Annotated in this window: 16 protein-coding genes and 1 pseudogene; 12 read left to right on the forward strand and 5 right to left on the reverse strand. The window is 72.0% G+C overall.

Going from position 1 to position 19,093, the window contains the following annotated elements; translation table 11 throughout:
* The first annotated feature begins 13 nt into the window (after positions 1-13).
* The 9 genes from ACFY4B_RS20315 (at position 14) to ACFY4B_RS20355 (ending at position 7,584) form a co-directional block, all read left to right on the forward strand.
* Positions 14-916 (forward strand): toprim domain-containing protein, encoded by a 903-nt coding sequence (locus ACFY4B_RS20315; protein ID WP_387969590.1) that lies wholly within the window; start codon positions 14-16, stop codon positions 914-916.
* Entirely contained in the window at positions 898-2,451 is a 1,554-nt protein-coding gene (locus ACFY4B_RS20320; protein WP_387969593.1) for a phage/plasmid primase, P4 family, read from the forward strand. Before ACFY4B_RS20315 ends, ACFY4B_RS20320 begins: the two co-directional genes overlap by 19 nt.
* 11 nt (positions 2,452-2,462) lie before the next feature.
* Positions 2,463-4,322: a DNA polymerase gene (locus tag ACFY4B_RS20325; RefSeq protein WP_387969596.1), complete on the forward strand. Its 1,860-nt coding sequence runs from the start codon at positions 2,463-2,465 to the stop codon at positions 4,320-4,322.
* Positions 4,312-4,767: an endonuclease domain-containing protein gene (locus ACFY4B_RS20330; protein ID WP_387969599.1), complete on the forward strand. Its 456-nt coding sequence runs from the start codon at positions 4,312-4,314 to the stop codon at positions 4,765-4,767. The genes ACFY4B_RS20325 and ACFY4B_RS20330 overlap by 11 nt, the downstream gene beginning before the upstream one ends.
* 176 nt (positions 4,768-4,943) lie before the next feature.
* Positions 4,944-5,318, forward strand: coding sequence for a hypothetical protein (locus ACFY4B_RS20335; protein ID WP_387969601.1), 375 nt, complete (start codon positions 4,944-4,946; stop codon positions 5,316-5,318).
* A 189-nt stretch (positions 5,319-5,507) separates the two neighbouring features.
* The gene (locus tag ACFY4B_RS20340; RefSeq protein WP_387969604.1) at positions 5,508-6,563 is read left to right on the forward strand and encodes a hypothetical protein; all 1,056 of its coding nucleotides are present in this window, start codon (positions 5,508-5,510) and stop codon (positions 6,561-6,563) included.
* Positions 6,564-6,618: 55 nt separating this feature from the next.
* Positions 6,619-6,792 carry a hypothetical protein gene (locus tag ACFY4B_RS20345; RefSeq protein ID WP_387969607.1) on the forward strand — a complete coding sequence of 58 codons (174 nt, stop codon included), beginning with the start codon at positions 6,619-6,621 and terminating at the stop codon, positions 6,790-6,792.
* 19 nt (positions 6,793-6,811) lie between these two features.
* Positions 6,812-7,393 carry a hypothetical protein gene (locus tag ACFY4B_RS20350; RefSeq protein ID WP_387969610.1) on the forward strand — a complete coding sequence of 194 codons (582 nt, stop codon included), beginning with the start codon at positions 6,812-6,814 and terminating at the stop codon, positions 7,391-7,393.
* Positions 7,390-7,584, forward strand: a complete 195-nt coding sequence (locus ACFY4B_RS20355; RefSeq protein WP_387969613.1) for a hypothetical protein — start codon at positions 7,390-7,392, stop codon at positions 7,582-7,584. The genes ACFY4B_RS20350 and ACFY4B_RS20355 overlap by 4 nt, the downstream gene beginning before the upstream one ends.
* Positions 7,585-7,658: 74 nt before the next feature.
* On the opposite strand, the gene ACFY4B_RS20360 is transcribed toward ACFY4B_RS20355, so the two are convergent.
* On the reverse strand, positions 7,659-9,254 hold the full coding sequence (locus ACFY4B_RS20360; protein ID WP_387969616.1) for a recombinase family protein: 1,596 nt from the start codon (positions 9,252-9,254) through the stop codon (positions 7,659-7,661).
* 64 nt (positions 9,255-9,318) lie between these two features.
* Positions 9,319-9,666, reverse strand: a pseudogene (locus tag ACFY4B_RS20365) (GTP cyclohydrolase); the annotation flags it as partial.
* Between the two features lie 331 nt (positions 9,667-9,997).
* On the opposite strand from ACFY4B_RS20365, the gene gdhA reads away from it, so the two are divergent.
* The 3 genes from gdhA to ACFY4B_RS20380 all read left to right on the forward strand — a co-directional run bounded on the left by gdhA (position 9,998) and on the right by ACFY4B_RS20380 (position 13,424).
* The gene (gene gdhA / locus ACFY4B_RS20370; protein WP_049659022.1) at positions 9,998-11,392 is read left to right on the forward strand and encodes an NADP-specific glutamate dehydrogenase; all 1,395 of its coding nucleotides are present in this window, start codon (positions 9,998-10,000) and stop codon (positions 11,390-11,392) included.
* Positions 11,393-11,537: 145 nt separating this feature from the next.
* Positions 11,538-12,413 carry a GyrI-like domain-containing protein gene (locus ACFY4B_RS20375; RefSeq protein ID WP_387969619.1) on the forward strand — a complete coding sequence of 292 codons (876 nt, stop codon included), beginning with the start codon at positions 11,538-11,540 and terminating at the stop codon, positions 12,411-12,413.
* A gap of 246 nt (positions 12,414-12,659) precedes the next feature.
* Positions 12,660-13,424: a VOC family protein gene (locus ACFY4B_RS20380; RefSeq protein ID WP_387969622.1), complete on the forward strand. Its 765-nt coding sequence runs from the start codon at positions 12,660-12,662 to the stop codon at positions 13,422-13,424.
* Here the strand turns inward: ACFY4B_RS20380 and lnt are convergent.
* From lnt to ACFY4B_RS20395, 3 genes are all read right to left on the reverse strand, one after another.
* Positions 13,400-14,998 carry an apolipoprotein N-acyltransferase gene (gene lnt, locus ACFY4B_RS20385; RefSeq protein ID WP_387969625.1) on the reverse strand — a complete coding sequence of 533 codons (1,599 nt, stop codon included), beginning with the start codon at positions 14,996-14,998 and terminating at the stop codon, positions 13,400-13,402. The two genes, ACFY4B_RS20380 and lnt, sit on opposite strands and share 25 nt — an antisense overlap.
* A gap of 222 nt (positions 14,999-15,220) precedes the next feature.
* On the reverse strand, positions 15,221-18,844 hold the full coding sequence (gene cobN / locus ACFY4B_RS20390) for a cobaltochelatase subunit CobN (protein WP_387969628.1): 3,624 nt from the start codon (positions 18,842-18,844) through the stop codon (positions 15,221-15,223).
* The gene (locus ACFY4B_RS20395) at positions 18,841-19,059 is read right to left on the reverse strand and encodes a hypothetical protein (RefSeq protein ID WP_387969631.1); all 219 of its coding nucleotides are present in this window, start codon (positions 19,057-19,059) and stop codon (positions 18,841-18,843) included. The genes cobN and ACFY4B_RS20395 overlap by 4 nt, the downstream gene beginning before the upstream one ends.
* Positions 19,060-19,093: the final 34 nt, after the last annotated feature.

A 19,093-nucleotide genomic window follows, 5' to 3' on the forward strand; every position in this document is an offset into this window, starting at 1 on the left:
GAGGGCTGTGCGGATGTCGGCGATCCTGGACCGCCTGGAGGAGTGGCGGGACTACCAGCCCGGTGAGTGGGTCGCCCGCTGCCCGGCCCACGACGACGGGAAGCCGTCGCTGTGGCTCAACCTGAAGACGTCCGGCATGGTGGGCCTGGCCTGCCGTGCCGGGTGTCGTTTCGAGGACATCGTCGCCGGGATGGACCTGCTGCCGAGGCAGCTGTTCAACGTGGACGGCGAGGGCTTGGTCGCCGTCGCCGAGGCCCGGCCGGAGCCGGTCTCGCCGTTCCTGACAGCGGCGCTGCGGGTGTGGCTGGACAGCCTGCCTGCCGGTGACGCCGCCACCCCGGCTGCGGCCTACGCGCAGAAACGTTTCGGCCTCTCCCTGGTCGAACAGAACCGGCTGGGCCTCCGCTGGTGGCTCGGCCCGCAACCATGCCCCGACTGGGTCCCGACCTCGTTCGTCCGGTATCCCCGCCTCGTCGTGCCCATGCACGACTTCGCCGGGGTGGCCAGGGGCGCGCAGGGCCGGGACCTCTCGGGGCGCTGCCCCGGCCGGTGGATCTCCCTCGGGAACCCAGACGGCTTCGAGTGGCAGCGCTACGGGGTGTTCCCGGGCCCGGACCCGGCCGCGCCGTGGGTGGTCGCCGAGGGCTTGTCGGACCCGCTGGCGGTCGTCGCCGACGGCTACAACGCGGTGGGGGTGCGCGGGGCCGCGCTGCTCAACAACGACCCCGCGACGCTGGACAGCCTAGCCAGAGGGCTGGCCGGCCGGGATGTGCGGGTGTGCGGCGACAACGACCGCTCCGGCCGGGAGTTCACCCGGACCATCCTCGCGGCCCTCCACGAACGAGATGTGCACGCCCGGCAGTTGACGCTGCCCGAGGGCTTCAAGGACTACGCAGTATGGAGAGAGAAGCGATGACGGCCTACGCCATCGACAGCCTGACCACCCTGTACGAGCCGGACCGGCCCGCGTTGACGCTGCCGCCGGCCGAGGCGGTGGCGGCCTACCGTGAGGCGGCGTCCCGCTACGGGGCCTCGGACATTGTCAACGCCCACGCCCTGGTGCAGTACACGAAGGGCGGCATCAAGTACGCGGACGGCGTGGGCTTCCATGTGTGGTCGGGGACGCACTGGGTGCGCAACGAGGTGCTGGTGCGCCAGGCCGCCCACGACCTCGGGGCGGCGATGGTGGAGACGCTGGCGAGGGAGAAGGCGGTCATCCGCGAGGCCCTGGCGCTGAAGCTCGCCGGGGACGCGCTGGAGGCGGAGTACGAGAAGCAGGTCGCGGCCCTGCCGCTGGCCAAGGCCGCGCGCGGCTTCACGATGGCGAGAAGGATCGATGACCTGATGCGCGAGCTGGCGTCGGTGCGCGGGGTCCACTGCGAAGTAGACGACTTCGACAACCGGCCGCACCTGCTGTCGTTCGCCAACGGGACGGTGGACCTGCGCACCGGCGGGCTCCAGCCGCACGATCCGGCGGACATGCTGACCAAGTCCCTGCCGTGGAACTACAACCGGTTGGCGAAGGCCAAGCGGTGGCTGCGGTTCCTGGACGAGGTGTTCCCCACCGAGCCGTCGATGCCCGCCTACATCCGCCGCCTGTGTGGGTACGGCATCACGGGCAGCACCGCGGAGCAGGCGTTCGCCGTGCTGGTCGGGATCGGCGCGAACGGCAAGAGCGTGTTCCTGGACACGCTCTCGCACGTCTTCGGCGACCTGTCGGAGACGACGCGCTTCGAGACCTTTGAGGACCGGGGTTCCAGCATCCCGGCCGACCTGGCCGCGCTGCGCGGGGCCCGGATGGTGATGGCCAGCGAGGGCGAGGCGGGCAAGCCAATGTCGGAGTCGGTGCTGAAGCGGGCGACCGGCAGCGACCGGCTGACCGCACGGTTCATGCGGGAGAACTTCTTCACCTACCAGCCCACCTTCCTCCTGTGGCTCGCGTCGAACCACACCCCGGCCTTCCGCTCGCAGGACGAAGGCTTGTGGAGGCGTGTGAAGTTGGTCCGCTTCGACCGGTACTTCGCGCCGGAGGAGAGGGACCACGGCATCTTCGCCGAGCTGCGCGAGGAGGCCGAGGGCATCGCCGCGTGGGCGGTCGCCGGAGCGGTGGAGTGGTACGCGGACGGCTTGAAGGAGCCCGACTGCATCAAGACGGCGACCAGCGCGTTCAAGGAGAACTCGGACGCGCTGGCGGAGTTCCTGACGGACGTCCTGGTGAAGACGGGCGACGACCGGAGCCACGTTCCCAGCCAGGACGCGTACAACGCCTACCGCGACTGGTGCGAGGCCCAGGGCGAGAAGGCGTGGACCCGCCGCGGATTCGTCTCCGCGCTGGACGAGCGCGGTATCCGCCAGCACCGCATGACCAAGGGCCGCGTGCTGCTCGGCGTCCGCTTCGCGGCCGAGCCGGTGCCCGCCGGGCCGGGGGTCTTCGACACCACCAACGACTAGGAAGAGAGCACATGCGGGTACACCCGTACCGGCTGGCCCAAGAGCCAGTCGAGATCAAGGTCGCCGAGAACGGTGACGACCTGCGGGAGTTCCGCACCTGGTGGACCGGCCACGCGAACGCCGGCACCCTGATCGGCTTCGACACCGAGACCACCGGCCTGGCCTGGACGGACCGAATACGGCTCGTCCAGTTCGGCGACACCCACACGGCGTGGGTGCTGCCCGTCGAACTCGGCGGCCCGTTCCGCGAGGCCGCACGCGAGGCGCTGGCGAACCTGCCGAACCTCGTCGCCCACAACCTTGCCTTCGACGCCCTGAAGGTCGACTCCGAGCTGGGCGTCCGGCTCGAAGACCTCTACCCGCGTGCCCAGGACTCCCGGGTGGCCGCCCATCTCCTGGACAGCCGCCACGACTTCGAGGGCGGGGTGGGCCTGTCCCTCAAGCCGCTGTCGGCCTGGTACGTCGACCCGGCCGCGCCGGACACGCAGGGCGACCTGACCCGGGTGTTCAACAGCATGGGCCTGACGAAGGAGAACGGCTGGGCAGGCATCGGCCTCTCGCACCACGTCTACGAGCTGTACGCCGGCCTCGACGCCCTGCTCGTCGCCCGGCTGCTGCCCAAGCTGCTGGCCCGGTACAAGGCCGAGGGCCTGCGCTCCGCGCTGCTGCCCTACGAGCACCGGCTCGCCCTGGTGTGCGCCAAGCTCCAGCGCACCGGGATGCTGATCGACCCCGAGTACACCAAGGGGCTGGTCGGCCGCCTCGCGGACGAGAAGAAGCGGCACTCCGCAGTGGCGGCACGCTTCGGCGTGGCCTCGGTGAACAGCCCCGACCAGGTGGCCGCCGCGCTGCTCGGCATGGGCGAGCGGCTGACGGAGAAGACCGACAGCGGGGCGCTGTCGGTGGCGAAGGAGGTGCTGCTGCCGCTGGCGGATCTCGACCAGGACTGGAAGCGGCTGGGGATGCGCGAGCCCAATGCGCTGGCGGACGCTGTGCTGCGGGCGAAGAGGGCCGGGAAGTGGTCCACCTCCTACGCCGAGGCGATGCTGAACAATCGCGACGCCTTCGACCGCATCCACCCCAAGATCAACCCCATGGGGGCGATCACCGCCCGCGCCTCCCACTCCGACCCCGCCATGGCCCAGCTTCCCTCCCACGGCTGGGAGGTACGCCGCTGCGTCGTCGCCGAGCCGGGGAACGTCTACTTCTCCGTCGACCAGCAGGCCGTCGAACTGCGGGTGTTGGCCGCGTTGTCCGGGGAGTCCCGGATGATCCGGGCCATCGCCGCGGGCAAGGACCTGCACGGGTTTGCCGCCGAGATGATGTACGGCGAGGGCTTCGACAAGGGGCAGCGCACACTGGCGAAGATCGCCGGACTTGGCACCGCCTACCAGGGTGGTGCGGCGACGCTGGCCAAGCAGACCGGCCAGGACGTCCAGGTCATGCGGGACACGCTCCAGCGCTACGGCCGGGCGTTCCCCGGGATCAAGCGGTGGGCGCGGAAGATGCAGCGCGTCGCACTGGCGGAGGGCTGCACGCTGACCACCGTCACCGGCCGGCGGCTCTACCTGGACCGCGACAAGCTGTACAAGGGCGTGGCGTACGCCTGCCAGTCCACGGCCCGGGACACGATGGGGCAGGCGCTGATCAGGATGGACGAGCAGGGCCTGACCCCCTACCTGACCATGTGGGTGCACGACGAGGTCGTGGGCACTGCCCCGAAGAAGGAGGCCGCGGACGTCGCCCGCGCGTGCGCGGAGGCCATGAGAATGACGCTGCTCGGGGTGCCGCTGGACACCGACGCCGAGGTCTACGGGCCGAGCTGGGCCGACGGCTACGGCCTGCCGAAGGAGTGGGCCTATGCGGCGTGAAGTCCGTACTCCCGAGAGCGAGTTCACCCAGTTCTGTGAGGTGTGCGACGACGAGCAGCCGCTCGCCCGGTTCGGCCGGCGCAAGCGGGCCCCGAACGGCAGGGCGAACGTCTGCCGCGCCTGCGTGAAGGCCGCGAACCACAAGGCCAACAAGGACCCGCAGGTGATCCGCAAACGGCGCGACGCCCGACTGCGCAGGGTCTATGGCATCACCCTGGCCGAGTACGAGGGGATGGGCCGTCGCCAGCGGTGGCGGTGCGCGATCTGCGGCCAGAAGGCCGCCGTCGGGGACCGCCTGGTGGTCGACCACGACCACCACAAGCCGAAGGGCGAGGCCGTGCGGAGGCTGCTGTGCCGGGGCGAGAACTCGGCCCTGGGCCACTTCGGCGACTCCTCCGCCCGCCTCGACAAGGGCGCCCGGTACCTCCGCGAGCACGGGAAGTGAGACCCGGCTCACATTACCATTACTTTACGTAGTGTTGCCTGGTTATTTACATGATCGGGACTTTCGGCCTAGACCAAAGGCCCCAAGATTCACGTTGCTGGCGAAGTCGCCCAGCCTCTACTGTCTGCACGCAAAGTTATGCATATGGGTACATCCCTCAGAGGGCAGGAGTGGTGATGGCGGGCCGATACGGCACCACCCTCGTGGGCGTCCGCCGCCTCCTGGCCCGCATGGCCCGCATCCGCCGCCGCTTCGCGGAAACCGCCACCGCCCGGACCCTCCGGGACTTCTGGCGGGCAGTCGGCATCGCCAACGCGGACATGCTGCACCTCGGCCCACTGTCCTGCCAGGTCCCCCTGCGCCAGATCGAGCAAGTGGAGCTGCGCGCGTTAGCTTCCCTGCATACCCATAGGGCCGTGAGCCCAGAGGCGGGCCGGGCTCGCTTCAGGCGGGCCCTGCACCTCCTCATCACCCGTTGCATGGCGCTGTTCACGCGCCACCTCGCCCTCTCGAACCCTGCGGCCCTTCGCCGCAGTGCTCCGGGAGTCTGAATACCGGCCTGACCTGACGTCAGGCACTTCCAGGCCCCTGCCCTTCGGCTGACCCGAACCGGCAGGGGCTTCTCCATGCCCCAGTGCGGCCTGAGTGCCGGCCGCTGGCTTTGCCATGCCCTTTTGCGGTCCGCCGCACGGCGATACCGCACGCCCATCTTCATGTTCTGTACATGCCAAGGAATCTTCATGTCCACGCCCTGCATCACCCCTGCCCTGATCCGTCAGGCACAGACCCCCAAGCCCCTGCCCGCCCTCACCGGCATGGGCAGGCTCGACCGGGGCCGGGTGGCCACCGAGGAGATCCTGAACGGACTTGAGGGCATCGCCCGGTCCGTATCCCGCAAGCGGGCCCAGCAGATGGAAGGCGACAGCCACCAGGCCGCCCAGGACATCGCCCAGGAGATGCGGGTGAGCTTCTGGCGCGCCATCCACGCCTGGGACACCGACGCCGACAACCGCGCCGAGTTCACTTCCTACGCCTTCCAACGGGCCAAGCTCGACGGCCGCTCGGCCGCCACCCGCGAGACCGCCCCCGGCGTGGCGCGCGACGCCGCCGCAGCGTTCATGGGAGCCCTCGCCCGCACCGACGGCGACTTCACCGCCGCGAAGGAAGAGATGACCGGTCACCCGGACCCCAAGCGCCGCTTCTCCCCGGAGCAGGCCGACATCGTCGCCGCCGCCTTCACCCGCCCCCTGCCGATCGTCAGCGTCGCGGACAGCGCGCTCGAAGCCTCCACTGCACAGGACCCGGACCACCTGGTCGAGTACACCCCGCTCGGCACCGCCCCCCGCACCGCCCGCCTGCACCTGGCCGCCAAGGACGGACAGCCGGTCGTCGCCGCCGCGACCACCGCCGGTTGGTGCACCGGCCTCCAGCCGTCCCTGGCCTTCAACCCGCTCGCCATCAGCCGGGACGCGGTGCGGTGCAAGGGGGTTCGCGTCACCGGGGCCAAGTGCGGCAAGCAGGCCAGCGGGGCGATCATCGACTACGCCGCCGACGCCGAGACCAGCGCCCGCTTCACCGCCGCCGCCCAGGTCAAGGCGGCCGAGTTGCTGGCCGGCATGTCGCCGACCGAGGCCGCCGTCGCACGTCTCGCCTTCGGCTTCGACGGCAACCCGCCGATGCTCACCGACGCGGGGAAGCTCGACGCCACCGGCATAGCAGAAGCCCTCGGCACCACACCTGGCAGCGTCAAGGCCACCTGGTCCCGCGCCCGCAAGAAGCTCCGGGCCACCGCGTGAGCCGCACTGTTAACCACCCCGGCTCAAGCCTTCCGAACCCCACGGAAAGGCCCTCGTGATGAAGAACCCGGTCGGCACCTTCTCCCTGCGCGGCGGCGCGACCCTGCACGTCACCCCCGACGACGGCGACGGCTACAGCCTGGAGATCACCCACGACGGCCAGAGCGTCCGCTACGACGGCGGGCACTCCGCCCGCGAAGTCCAGGCGTTCCTGGCCCTGTTCACCTAGAAGACGGAGAGAGACCCCGATGACAACCGCAACCGAGACCGTACGCCCGGACGAGCAGCGCTTCCCCTGTAAGTACGACGGCCCCCGGGACTACGCCCGCACCCACGTAGACGGCGAAGGCGACATCGGCCTACTCGTCCACTGCGGCGAGACCACCGCCTCCATCTACCTGAACCCGGAGGTCGCCGAATCGCTGGGCAACACCCTGGTCCAGTCGGCCACGCAGTCCCGCACGATCGCCCAGGAGATCGCGCGCGTCCGCCAGGAGGAAGCCCAGGCCGCCCTGCGCCTCGGCGAACTGGAGGCCGCCCGCCAGGCCGAGGAGGCCCGCCAGGCGGGACTGCCCTACCTCGCGGCCGGCGGCTCCACCTCGCCCGCCGCCCTCCCGCAGCCGGTCCTGGCCGACATGCTCACCGCCCCTCAGTCGGCCGTCCCTGAGATACCGGCGTACCCGCCGACCTTCGCGGACGTGATGCTGCCGCAGCCCGGCACCGAAGAGCGCGAGCGCGCGTTCCTGCGCGCCTCCGAACTCCTCGGACCGGACGCCGGGGTCGCCTCCAAAATCGCCATGGCCAACTACCTCCTCAAGGGAGCGGCATGACCCTCCCCGTGATCCACGCCGTCGTCCACCAGGCTGCCCGCGCCTACGAAGCCCGCACCCCCGCAGGCGAACGCGTCATCGTCATCGAGACCGAGCACACCCTGCCCGGCCAGATCACCCGATCAGTCCTCCCCCTTCCGGAGCACGTAGCGCTCGACCTCGCCACCGACATCGAGTCCGTCGGGTGGTGACACCTACCCGACCCACGCCAAGGCCCCCGGCCGGCACTGTTCGCACAGTGCTGACCGGGGGCCTTTTGTGCGTTTCAGGACTCGCCCGCCCCGGGCTTCTCGTCCTTCTCCTTCTTTGGCGGCTTCCACCCGCGTGGCTTCGCCCACTCGATGACGATCCGCTGCGGTGTCACGCGCTGGCCGGAGTAGTCGGCTTTCCGGATGAAGACCTTGTCGATGGCCAGCCGCAAGAGCTGACCTCGGAAGGTGTCGTCAGAGGAGTCCCACAGCTCCGCGCAGCGGTCGGGGTCGGTGAGGACGGAGACGTCGCCGGTCGGCTGAGCCACCTTCTCCCATTCCTTCTGCGCCGTCTCCACATCGGACACTGACGCCCGCCGTTGCTTGACGAACGTGGTCTCGCCGTCGCGACCGGGATAGGCTCCAGCGGCGTTCAAGCGGTCGAGCCGGGCGACCGCCTCCTGGGCGACCTTGAGCTGGCCCCGAGCATCGGCCTCAGCCTTGCTCTCTGTCGGGTGAGAGAGCGCAACCCAGCGCTCACCTACAGCCAGCATGGTCGGGTCCAGCGGGTCCTCCGCTGCCAGGCGCTTCTTCCATGCGGCGAGCACGACGCGCAGCACGCCATCGCGTGTAGCGGTGCACGGTTCCTCGCAGGGAATCCCCGCGAGGTTTGCGGCGCACCGGAAGGCATTCCCGTTAGACGTTGCACGGTGCCCCGTCTTCTCGACAAAGCCACCCCCAGCGCACCAGGTGAGGCCGGCGACGGGGTTGTTCTCGGCAGGAGCCTGGTCCTCTGCCCGATCAGTGCCGAAGCCCGCTGGCCGCTCGACTCCGGCGGCTGTCCGGCGGTGCTTATCCCAGACTGCCTGCGGGATGCCGTCGAAGCCCTTGGCGAAGACCCGCACCTTCTTCCCCCTGGCGTTGAGGTAGACCACGGGCGCACCCTTGACGGTCACCACTTGCCAGCCCAGGTAGACAGGATTCCGGAGGATCTTGCCAACAGTGGTCGCCCGCCAGGGCCCGCCGCGAGGTGCGGTGAACCCGTCTGCGGTCAGCCCGGCCGCGATCTTCCGCTGCGACTTCCCTTGGGCCGCCTCGTTGTGGATGCGCTCAACGACCGGCCACCACTTGTCGCCCTTGAGCTTCCGCTTCTTTGTGACCTTGAGCCCGTACGGCACGGTGGCGAGCCACTTGCCCGCGTCGCGCTGTTCGGCCTTGGTGTCCCGTACCTTCTCGGACAGGACGCGGCTGTATTCACGGTCGCGCTCGGCGTCTTCAATGATCCGGCGACGGTCCTCGGGACGCTCGGTGTCGAGGCCGTTGATATCGAAGACCAGCCGCTTGCCGGGGCTGTCCAGGATCTTCAGCACGTCGCCCGCGCCCTTGCGGCTGTACCGCGAGGAGTCGTAGGCCCAGAGGCAGTGCGATTCACCTTCGAGCAGCGCGTGAACCGCATCATCGAAGTCCGGCCGCTTCACGCCCGGCTTGTAGGCGGACAGGTTCTCGCGGTAGATCCGGCGGATCGTGTAGCCGTTGCGCTTACCCCAGGCGCGGCCCCGGGTCTCCTGGGACTTCAGGGACAGGATGTCGCGGGCTGCCGTCCCTCGGACGATCTGCGACTTCCGCAGGAGAAGGTCCAGGTAGCGGACCTGATCGTCTGCCGTGCGCGCCATGCTCTCACTCTCCGGTCAGCGGCGCGCACCCGCACCCGGGGAGGTGGCAGTCTGGTTACGCGCTCTGGAGGGCGTAGGCGTCCAGCTTGTTGTAGAGCCCGATGCCGCGGCCCTCCTGCCGCAGGTAGAGCAGGTACCCGCCGGCCTCGCTGATCCGCTCCACCGACTCGCGCAGCTGCGGCCCGCAGTCGCAGCGGTCCGAGCCGAAGACGTCGCCGGTCAGGCACTCGGAGTGCAGTCGCACCAGGGGCGTGCCGCCTTCGGGGACCGTGCCGAGCGCGAGCGCCAGGTGCTCGGCGCCGTCGGTGAGGCCGTGGAAGGTGGAGACCTCCGCGTCGGCGCGGTAGCCGTCGGGGAAGGTCAGCGGGATGCGCACACGCGAGCGCACCGTGGCGGCGCCGGGCTGCGGCATGGGTGGGCCTCCGTGGATCGGGGGTGGGCCGGGCCGGTTCGGCGCGGACCGGGGCGGACGTGGTCGGACCCGGACGGGTCGTGGTGCGTCGGAGGTCGACCGTACTAGGTAGTTCCAATTTGAACAACCAGGGGCCGCCGGGGCCCGGCTCGACCGCCGGGGCGCACAACACCCCATCAGCCCCGGCTGTTCCCACCAGGGCTTCCAGCATGTGGATGGTGCGGGACCCGCGGTGTGGACACTGCGAGACTGGCGCCGTTTCCTGGGCACGTCCCTCAGGCCCGTCGGGACACTGCGCACGCCCATCGACGACCACGGAAGGGTCCTGAAGATGTCGACGACCCCTGCCACCCCCCACACCTCCGCTCCCGGCTCCTTCGAAGCCGAGCAGCGCGCGATAGAGGCGCTCTACGCGGACGTGGTCCGCCGCAACCGGGGCGAGGACGAGTTCCACCAGGCCGTCCACGAGGTGCTGGAGACCCTGGCGCCGGTGCTCGCCCACCGCCCCGAACTCCTCGACGCCCGGATCATCGAGCGGATCTGCGAGCCCGAGCGGCAGCTCATGTTCCGGGTGCCGTGGACGGACGACTCCGGTGACATCCACGTCAACCGCGGCTTCCGGGTGGAGTTCAGCAGCGCCCTCGGCCCGTACAAGGGCGGGCTGCGCTTCCACCCCTCGGTGAACCTCGGGATCGTCAAGTTCCTCGGCTTCGAGCAGATCTTCAAGAATGCGCTCACCGGCCTGCCCATCGGCGGCGGCAAGGGCGGCTCCGACTTCGACCCCAAGGGCCGTTCGGACGCCGAGATCATGCGGTTCTGTCAGTCCTTCATGACCGAGCTGTACCGCCACCTCGGCGAGTACACGGACGTGCCGGCCGGGGACATCGGCGTCGGCGGCCGGGAGATCGGCTACCTCTTCGGCCAGTACAAGCGGATCACCAACCGGTACGAGAGCGGCGTGCTCACCGGGAAGGGCCTCGGCTGGGGCGGCGCGCAGGTCCGTACCGAGGCCACCGGCTACGGCTGCGTCATGTTCACCTCCGAGATGCTGCACAGCCGCGGCGAGAGCCTGGACGGGCGCCGGGTGGTCGTCTCCGGGTCCGGCAACGTCGCCGTCTACGCCATCGAGAAGGCGCAGCAGCTCGGCGCGACCGTGCTCACCTGCTCCGACTCCTCCGGCTACGTGGTGGACGAGAAGGGCATCGACCTCGACCTGCTCAAGGAGGTCAAGGAGGTCCGGCGCGGCCGGGTCTCCGACTACGCCCGACTGCGCGGCGGCCACGTCCGGTTCGTCGAGGGCCCGGGCGTGTGGGGCGTGCCCTGTGACGTCGCGCTGCCCTGCGCCACCCAGAACGAGCTGGTCGAGGCCGACGCGCTGGCGCTGGTGCGCAACGGGGTGCTGGCCGTCGCCGAGGGCGCGAACATGCCCACCACCCCGGAGGCGGTGCGGGTGTTCCAGGAGGCCGGGGTGGCCTTCGGTCCGGGCAAGGCGGCGAACGCGGGCGGCGTCGCGACCAGCGCCCTGGAGATGCAGCAGAACGCCTCGCGCGACTCCTGGACCTTCGAGCACACCGAGGAGCGGCTGGCCGGGATCATGAAGCACGTCCACGACTCCTGCTTCACCACCGCCGAGCGCTACGGCCACCCGGGCAACTACGTGGTCGGCGCGAACATCGCCGGCTTCGAGCTGGTCGCGGACGCGATGCTGGCCCAGGGCCTGATCTGAGCCGCTGACGGCCGTCACCCGGCGATCGGCGCCCGGCGCCAGGCACCTGGTGATCGGTGCCCGACCGGAGCGGGCACCGATTGTCGGGTGCGGCAGGGTGGGTCCTTCCTACGGTGAAGGTCAGTAAGGGAAGGACGGGGTTGGCGTGCTGGAGCACCTGAACCGGGCGATGGACCGGATCGAACACGACCTGGACCGCGAGGTCGACGTGGCCGAGCTGGCGCGGATCGCGATGACGTCGGAGTACCACTTCCGGCGGCTGTTCTCGATGCTCGCCGGGATGCCGCTGTCGGAGTACGTCCGGCGTCGGCGGCTGACCGTCGCCGGGGCCGAAGTCCTGGACGGCGAGCGGACGTTGCTCGACATCGCGGTCCGGTACGGGTACTCCTCGGGGGAGGCGTTCGCCCGGGCGTTCCGGGCCATGCACGGAGTCGGGCCGGGCGAGGCCCGGCGCGACGGCGCGGTGCTCGTCTCCCAGCCCCGGATGTCCTTCCGACTCATCGTGGAGGGAAGCAGCAGTATGGAATACCGGATCGTCGAGAAGCCGGACTTCCGGATCGTCGGCAGGAAGGCCCGGGTCACCCTGATCTACCTGGGGATCAACCCGGGGATCGCCGAGTTCATCAAGGGCCTCGGCAAGGAGACGGTCGAACGGATCGCGGCGCTGTCCGGGGACGACCCGGCCGGGATCCTGTCGGTGAGCGACGACTTCTCGCCGAACCGCGAGGAAGGGTCCGAACTCGACTACTGGCACGCGGTGGTGGCGCGCGAGGGGGTCGCCGTCCCGGCGGACCTGGACGTGCTCGACGTCCCGGCCGGCACCTGGGCGGTGTTCACCAACACCGGGCCGTTCCCGCAGGCCCTGCAGGAGATGTGGGCGGACGTGGCCGGCCAGTGGTTCCCGTCCAACCCGTACGAGGCCCGGCCGGGTCCGGAGATCCTGCAGGTCAGCCCGGTCCCGGGCACGGCCGACGCCGAGGCGGAGCTGTGGATCCCGGTGGCGAGGGCCGTGCGCGGCTGACGGGCGAAGGCTGACAGCCGACAGCTAACGGATAACAGCTAACGGATAACAGCTAACAGATGACAGCTGACAGATTTCGAAATCTGTCAGCTGTCATCTGTCATGTGTTCGTCCGCCCGTCTCGCCGCCCGTTCGGCCCACCCCGCCCGCCAAGCTCCGCCCCGCCCCGCATGCTGGGCCTGGAGGTGCGGGGGCCGAGGCGCCGAAAACCCGGGAGTTCCCGAGCAAGCTGCGAGGACAGACGCCATGAAGCAGACCTCCGTGACCACCAACGCCCCCTGCTGGACCGAGTTGGGCACCTCCGATCCGGCCGCCGCCCGGGCCTTCTACACCGAGCTCTTCGGCTGGCAGGCGGACGACACGGCCCGCCCCGGGGAGGGCGACTACACCCAGATGCTGGTCCGGGGCGTCCCGGCCGCCGCCATCACCCCGCGCTACGCCCCACAGCAGCCGATCGCCTGGACGGTTTGCATCGCGGTCGCCGACGCCGACGCCACCGCCGTGAGGATCAAGGAGTGCGGCGGTCTGATCCGGAAGGACCCCGGCGACGTCTTCGACTTCGGCCGGTTCTCGGTGGCCGCCGACCCGTCCGGCGCGGTGTTCATCCTCTGGCAGGCCCGCGCCTTCCGGGGCGCCGGGGTGTTCAACGAGCCCGGCGCACTCGGCTGGGTGGAACTGCTCACCCGCGACCCGTCCGGCGCGCTCGCCTTCTACCCGGAGGTCTTCGGCTGGTCCGTCGCCCCGTCCGAGCACTACCCCCAGTGGGGCCTGGACGGACGGGACTTCGGCGGCATGCTGACGATGGACGACCGCTTCCCGCCCGAGGCGCCGCCGCACTGGCTGCCGTACTTCGCGGCCGCCGACGTGGACGGCACCGTCGGCCGCGCGGTGGCGCTCGGCGGGGACGCGCTGACGCCCGCCACCGGCATGCCGGGCGGCCGGCGGATCGCCGTGCTGCGCGACCCCCAGGGCGCCGCGTTCGGCGTCTACACCGCCGGCACCGAGGACTGACCGGCACGCCGCAGGGCGCGCGAGCGCCGCCACCCGGCGACGCCCGCGCCCGCCGCCCCCGCCGTGACCAGCAGCGCCCCCAGCGGCACCACGTCGCCGATCCGGTCGTACCAGGTCAGCGTCCCGGGCGCGGTGAGCGGCAGTCGGACGGTCAGCACGCCGGTGCCGTCGGTGCCGAGCCGGGCGAGCTCCCGGCCCTGGGCGTCGAAGGCGGCCGAGACCCCGGTCAGCGAGGCCTGGACGGCCGGCCGGCCGGTCTCGGCGGCCCGGATCGCGGCCAGCGAGACGTGCTGCTCGGGCGCCCAGGTGCGCTGGAAGGTCGAGGTCGAGGACTGGTAGACCAGCACCCGGGCGCCGTCCCGGGCGGCGGTGCGGGCCATGTCGGGGAAGGCCGACTCGAAGCAGATCAGCGCCCCGACCGGCAGCGGCGCGCCCGCCCGGTCGGTGGCGGGCAGGACGTGGAAGGACGTGCCGGGCGCCCGGTTCTCGCCCGCGGCCCGGCTGACCCCGGCGATCCAGCCGAGCACCGGCCGCAGCGGGATGTACTCGCCGAACGGCACCAGCCGGATCTTGCGGTAGCGGTCCACCACGCCGGCGGGGGAGACCAGCACCGCGTCCTTGGAGATCCGCCCGTCCGCCTTGCGCGCGTCCTCCCCGGCGACGACCTCGGCGCCGGTGGTCGCGGCGAGCCGGCGCAGGGTGTCCAGTGCGGCCGGGTCGCGGTCCAGGTCGGCGGTGGTGCTGCTCTCGCCCCACACGACCAGGTCCACCGGCTGTCCGACCAGTCCGGCCGTGATCCGCGCGCTCGCCTCGAAGCGGGCCTGGGGGTCCTCCACGATGCCGGGCTGGACCAGTGCCACGGTCACGGCCCCGTCCGCGGCGGGTGCCTCGCGCAGCGCGAACAGCAGCGGACCGGAGGCCAGCACCAGCACGACGGTCCCGGCCGCGACGGCCCGCGGCCGCCGGTGCACCGCGGTCAGCGCGATCAGCGCCCCGGTGTTCACCGCCGCCACCGCCGCGCTGACCAGCCAGATCCCGCCGACCGAGGCCAGCCCGAGGACCGCCGGGTGCTGCCACTGGGTGGCGCCGAGCAGTGCCCACGGCCCGCCGAGCGCGGGCCAGGACCGCGCGTACTCGGTCGTCACCCAGACGGCGGGTACGACCAGCAGTGCGAGCAGGGCCCGACGGGCGGTCAGCCGGGGGTGCAGCAGCCGGTGCACGGTGTACCCGACGGCGCTCTGGAGCGCCCCGAACAGCACCGCGATCACCGGCAGCCCCGGCCCGACGGACGGGACCAGCCAGTACATCGCGGTCAGGATGAACCCCGCGCCGAACCACCAGCCGCGCACCGCCGCCTCCCGGCCCGACGGCGCCCGCTGCATCAGCAGCAGTCCGGGGACGAGCGCGACCCAGGCCAGCCAGGCCTGACCGGGCGTGGGGAAGGCGAGCACCGGAACCGCGCCGGCCGCCAGCGCACCGGTCCGCGCGCGGTACCGGTGCGGCGCGTGCGGCTCCCGTTCCTCGGCGGCGGTCGTGCGCAGGGTCGGGCTGGCGGGAGCGGAGCGACGCGACATGACCCGTATTGTCCGCTTGACGGGCGTACACCACCAGTACGCCGTTCAGCCGAACGGGTGACAAGAGCCCCATGTTCGGAACCAGTGGTCCCGGCCGTACCGGTGGCCTTGCCAGAACGGGCGATCGGAGGGGTGGCCCCAAGGAAGTGCGGCCCCGAGGAGGGCTGCCCCGAGGAAGAGCGGCCCCGAGGGGGCCCGCCCCTCCGATCACCGTGCGCGGCCCTACTCCTCGCCGCCCTCCAGGTCCCCCTCGGTCTCCAGGAACGCGGCCTGCAACTGCTCGATCAGCTCCGGGTCCGGCTGCTCCCACAGCCCGCGGCTCGCCGCCTCCAGCAGCCGCTCGCTGATCCCGTGCAGCGCCCACGGGTTGGCGCCCGCGAGGAACTCCCGGTTGACCGGGTCGAGGACGTACTCCTGGGTCAGCTTCTCGTACATCCAGTCCGCGACCACGCCCGTGGTGGCGTCGTAGCCGAACAGGTAGTCCACCGTCGCGGCCATCTCGAAGGCGCCCTTGTAGCCGTGGCGGCGCATCGCCTCGATCCAGCGCGGGTTGACCACCCGGGCGCGGAAGACCCGGGCGGCCTCCTCGGTCAGGGTGCGGGTGCGGACCGTCTCCGGTCGGGTCGAGTCGCCGATGTAGGCGGTCGGCGCCTTGCCGGTGAGGGCCCGCACGGTGGCCACCATGCCGCCGTGGTACTGGAAGTAGTCGTCCGAGTCGGCGATGTCGTGCTCGCGGGTGTCGGTGTTCTTCGCGGCGACGGTGATCCGCTTGTACGCGGTCTCCATCTCCTCGCGGGCCGGGCGGCCGTCCAGCCCGCGGCCGTACGCGTAGCCGCCCCAGACCGTGTACACCTCGGCCAGGTCGGCGTCGGTGCGCCAGTCCCGGCTGTCGATCAGCTGGAGCAGGCCCGCGCCGTAGGTGCCCGGGCGGGAGCCGAAGACGCGGACGGTGGCCTTGCGCTCGTCGCCGTGCACGGCGAGGTCGGCCTGGACGTGGGCGCGCACGTAGTTCGACTCCGGGGCCTCCTCCTGGGCGGCGGCCAGGCGCACCGCGTCGTCCAGCAGGGCGACCACGTGCGGGAAGGCGTCCCGGAAGAAGCCGGAGATGCGCAGCGTGACGTCGATGCGCGGGCGGCCCAGCTCGTCCAGCGGGATCGGCTCCAGGCCGGTGACCCGGCGCGAGGCGTCGTCCCAGACCGGGCGGACGCCGAGCAGGGCGAAGGCCTCGGCGATGTCGTCGCCGGCGGTGCGCATCGCGCTGGTGCCCCAGAGCGAGAGCCCGACCGAGGGCGGGTAGGCGCCGTCGTTGTCCGAGCGGTAGCGCTCGACCAGCGAGGAGGCGAGCGCCTGGCCGGTCTCCCAGGCGAGCTTGCTGGGGACGGCCTTCGGGTCGACGGAGTAGAAGTTGCGGCCGGTGGGCAGCACGTTGACCAGGCCGCGCAGCGGCGAGCCGGACGGGCCGGCCGGGACGAAGCCGCCCTGGAGCGCGTGCAGCACGGCGTCCAGCTCGTCGGTGGTGGCCGCGAGCCGCGGCACCACCTGGGCGGCGGCGAAGTCCAGCACCGCGCGGACGGCCTCCTGGACGGCCTCCGGCAGTTCGGCGGTCACCTTCTCGACCGCCTCGGGCGCCCAGTCCTCCGCCTCCATCGCCTCGACCAGGGCGCGGGCCCGGGCCTCGGCCGCGTCGGTGGCGCCCAGGGTCAGCGCCGCCTCGTCCAGGCCGAGCGCCTCGCGCAGGCCGGGCAGGGCGCTGACGCCGCCCCAGATCTGCCGGGCGCGCAGGATGGCGAGCACGATGTTGATCCGGTCGGTGCCGGTCGGCGCCTGGCCGAGGACGTGCAGACCGTCGCGGATCTGGGCGTCCTTGACCTCGCAGAGCCAGCCGTCGACGTGCAGCAGGAAGTCGTCGAAGCCGTCGTCCTCGGGGCGCTCGTCCAGGCCGAGGTCGTGGTCGAGCCGGGCGGCCTGGATCAGGGTCCAGATCTGGGCGCGGATCGCCGGCAGCTTGGCCGGGTCCATCGCGGCGATGTTGGAGTGCTCGTCCAGCAGCTGCTCCAAGCGCGCGATGTCGCCGTAGGAGTCGGCGCGGGCCATCGGCGGGACGAGGTGGTCGACGAGCGTGGCGTGGGCGCGGCGCTTGGCCTGGGTGCCCTCGCCCGGGTCGTTGACCAGGAAGGGGTAGACCAGCGGCAGGTCGCCGAGGACGGCGTCCGGGCCGCACTCCGCGGACAGCGCGGCGGTCTTGCCCGGCAGCCACTCCAGGTTGCCGTGCTTGCCGAGGTGGATCACCGCGTGGGCGCCGAAGCCGCCGTCCTCCTGGGCGGCCTGGATCCAGCGGTAGGCGGCCAGGTAATGGTGGCTCGGCGGCAGGTCGGGGTCGTGGTAGATGGCGACCGGGTTCTCGCCGAAGCCGCGCGGCGGCTGGATCAGCACGAGCAGGTTCCCGGAGCGGATCGCGGCCAGCACGATGTCGCCGTCCGGGTTCTGCGAGCGGTCGACGTACAGCTCGCCGGGGGCCGGGCCCCAGTGCTCCTCGACCCGCTCGCGCAGGCCCTGCGGGAGGGTGGCGTACCAGCGGCGGTAGTCGGCGGCGGGGATGCGGACCGGGTTGCGGGCCAGCTGCTCCTCGGTGAGCCAGTCCTGGTCGTAGCCGCCGGCCGCGATCAGGGCGTGGATCAGCGGGTCGCCCTCGTGGCCGCCCTCGCCGTCGTCGAACGCGGGGAGGTCGTCCCCGAGGTCCATGCCCTCCGCGCGCAGCCGCTCCAGCAGCCGCACCGCGCTGGCCGGGGTGTCCAGGCCGACGGCGTTGCCGACCCGGGCGTGCTTGGTCGGGTACGCGGACAGCACCAGGGCGAGGCGGCGCTCGGCGGCCGGGACGTGCCGCAGCCGGGCGTGCTTGACGGCGGTGCCGGCGACGCGGGCGGCGCGCTCCGGATCGGCGGCGTAGACGGTCAGGCCGTCCTCGTCCAGCTCCTTGAAGGAGAACGGGACGGTGATCAGGCGGCCGTCGAACTCCGGGACGGCGATCTGGGTGGCGGTGTCCAGCGGGGACAGGCCGTCGTCGCTGGCCTCCCACTGGGCGCGCGACCAGGTGAGGCAGAGCGCCTGGAGGATCGGGCGGTCGAGCGCGGCCAGCGCGCCCGCGTCCCAGGCCTCCTCGTCCCCGCCGGCCTGGGCGTCGGCCGGGCGGGTGCCGCCGGCGGCGAGCACGGTGGTGACGATCGCGTCCGCCTCGCCGAGCGCGGCCAGCAGCTCGGGCTCGGCGCCGCGCAGCGAGGCGCAGTAGTAGGCCCTGGCCCGGGCGCCCTGGTCCTCGACGGCCCGGCAGAGCGTCTCCACGAAGGCGGTGTTGCCGCTCATGTGGTGGGCGCGGTAGTAGAGCACCGCCACCGTCGGACCCTCGGACGTACGGGCCTCGCGCTCCAGCGGGCCCCAGGCCGGGGCGGAGGCGGGCGGGGCGAAGCCGTGGCCGGTCAGCAGCACGGTGTCGGAGAGGAAGGCGCCCAGCTCGGCCAGGTTGGCGGCGCCGCCGTGGGCCAGGTAGGCGTGCGCCTCGGCGGCGATGCCGGCCGGGACGGTGGACAGCTCCATCAGCTGGGCGTCGGGGGCCTGCTCGCCCGTCAGCACCACCACCGGGCGGGGGCCGGCCAGCAGCGCGTCCAGGCCCTCCTGCCAGGCGCGGCGCCCGCCGAGCAGGCGGACCACGACGAGCTCGGTGCCCTCCAGCAGTGCGGGCAGGTCCTCGGGGGTGAGCCGGGCCGGGTTGCCGAGGCGGTAGCGCACCGGCCCCTCGGAGGCGCGGGCGCTGAGCAGGTCGGTGTCGGACGTCGACAGCAGCAGGATCATGTGAAGGCCCTCCCGGCCTCGTCGGTGGCCGGGGTGGCCGGGATCTGGGCCGGGGCGGCCGCTGGGGTGGCACGGACGGCCGCGCGGTCGACCGGGGTGGTCGTGGCGGCGGCCGGAACGGGCATGACGGCGGTCGGGACAGCCGCGGTGGCGGTCGGGACGGCCGTGGTGGCGGCCGGGGACGCGGGCGCGGGCATGCGACAGCGCTGGAACATTTCTGCCTTCCTCGGGGTCCGCGCCCCGGGCCGG

This window comes from Kitasatospora sp. NPDC001261 (assembly GCF_042896795.1).
Lineage (GTDB): Bacteria > Actinomycetota > Actinomycetes > Streptomycetales > Streptomycetaceae > Kitasatospora.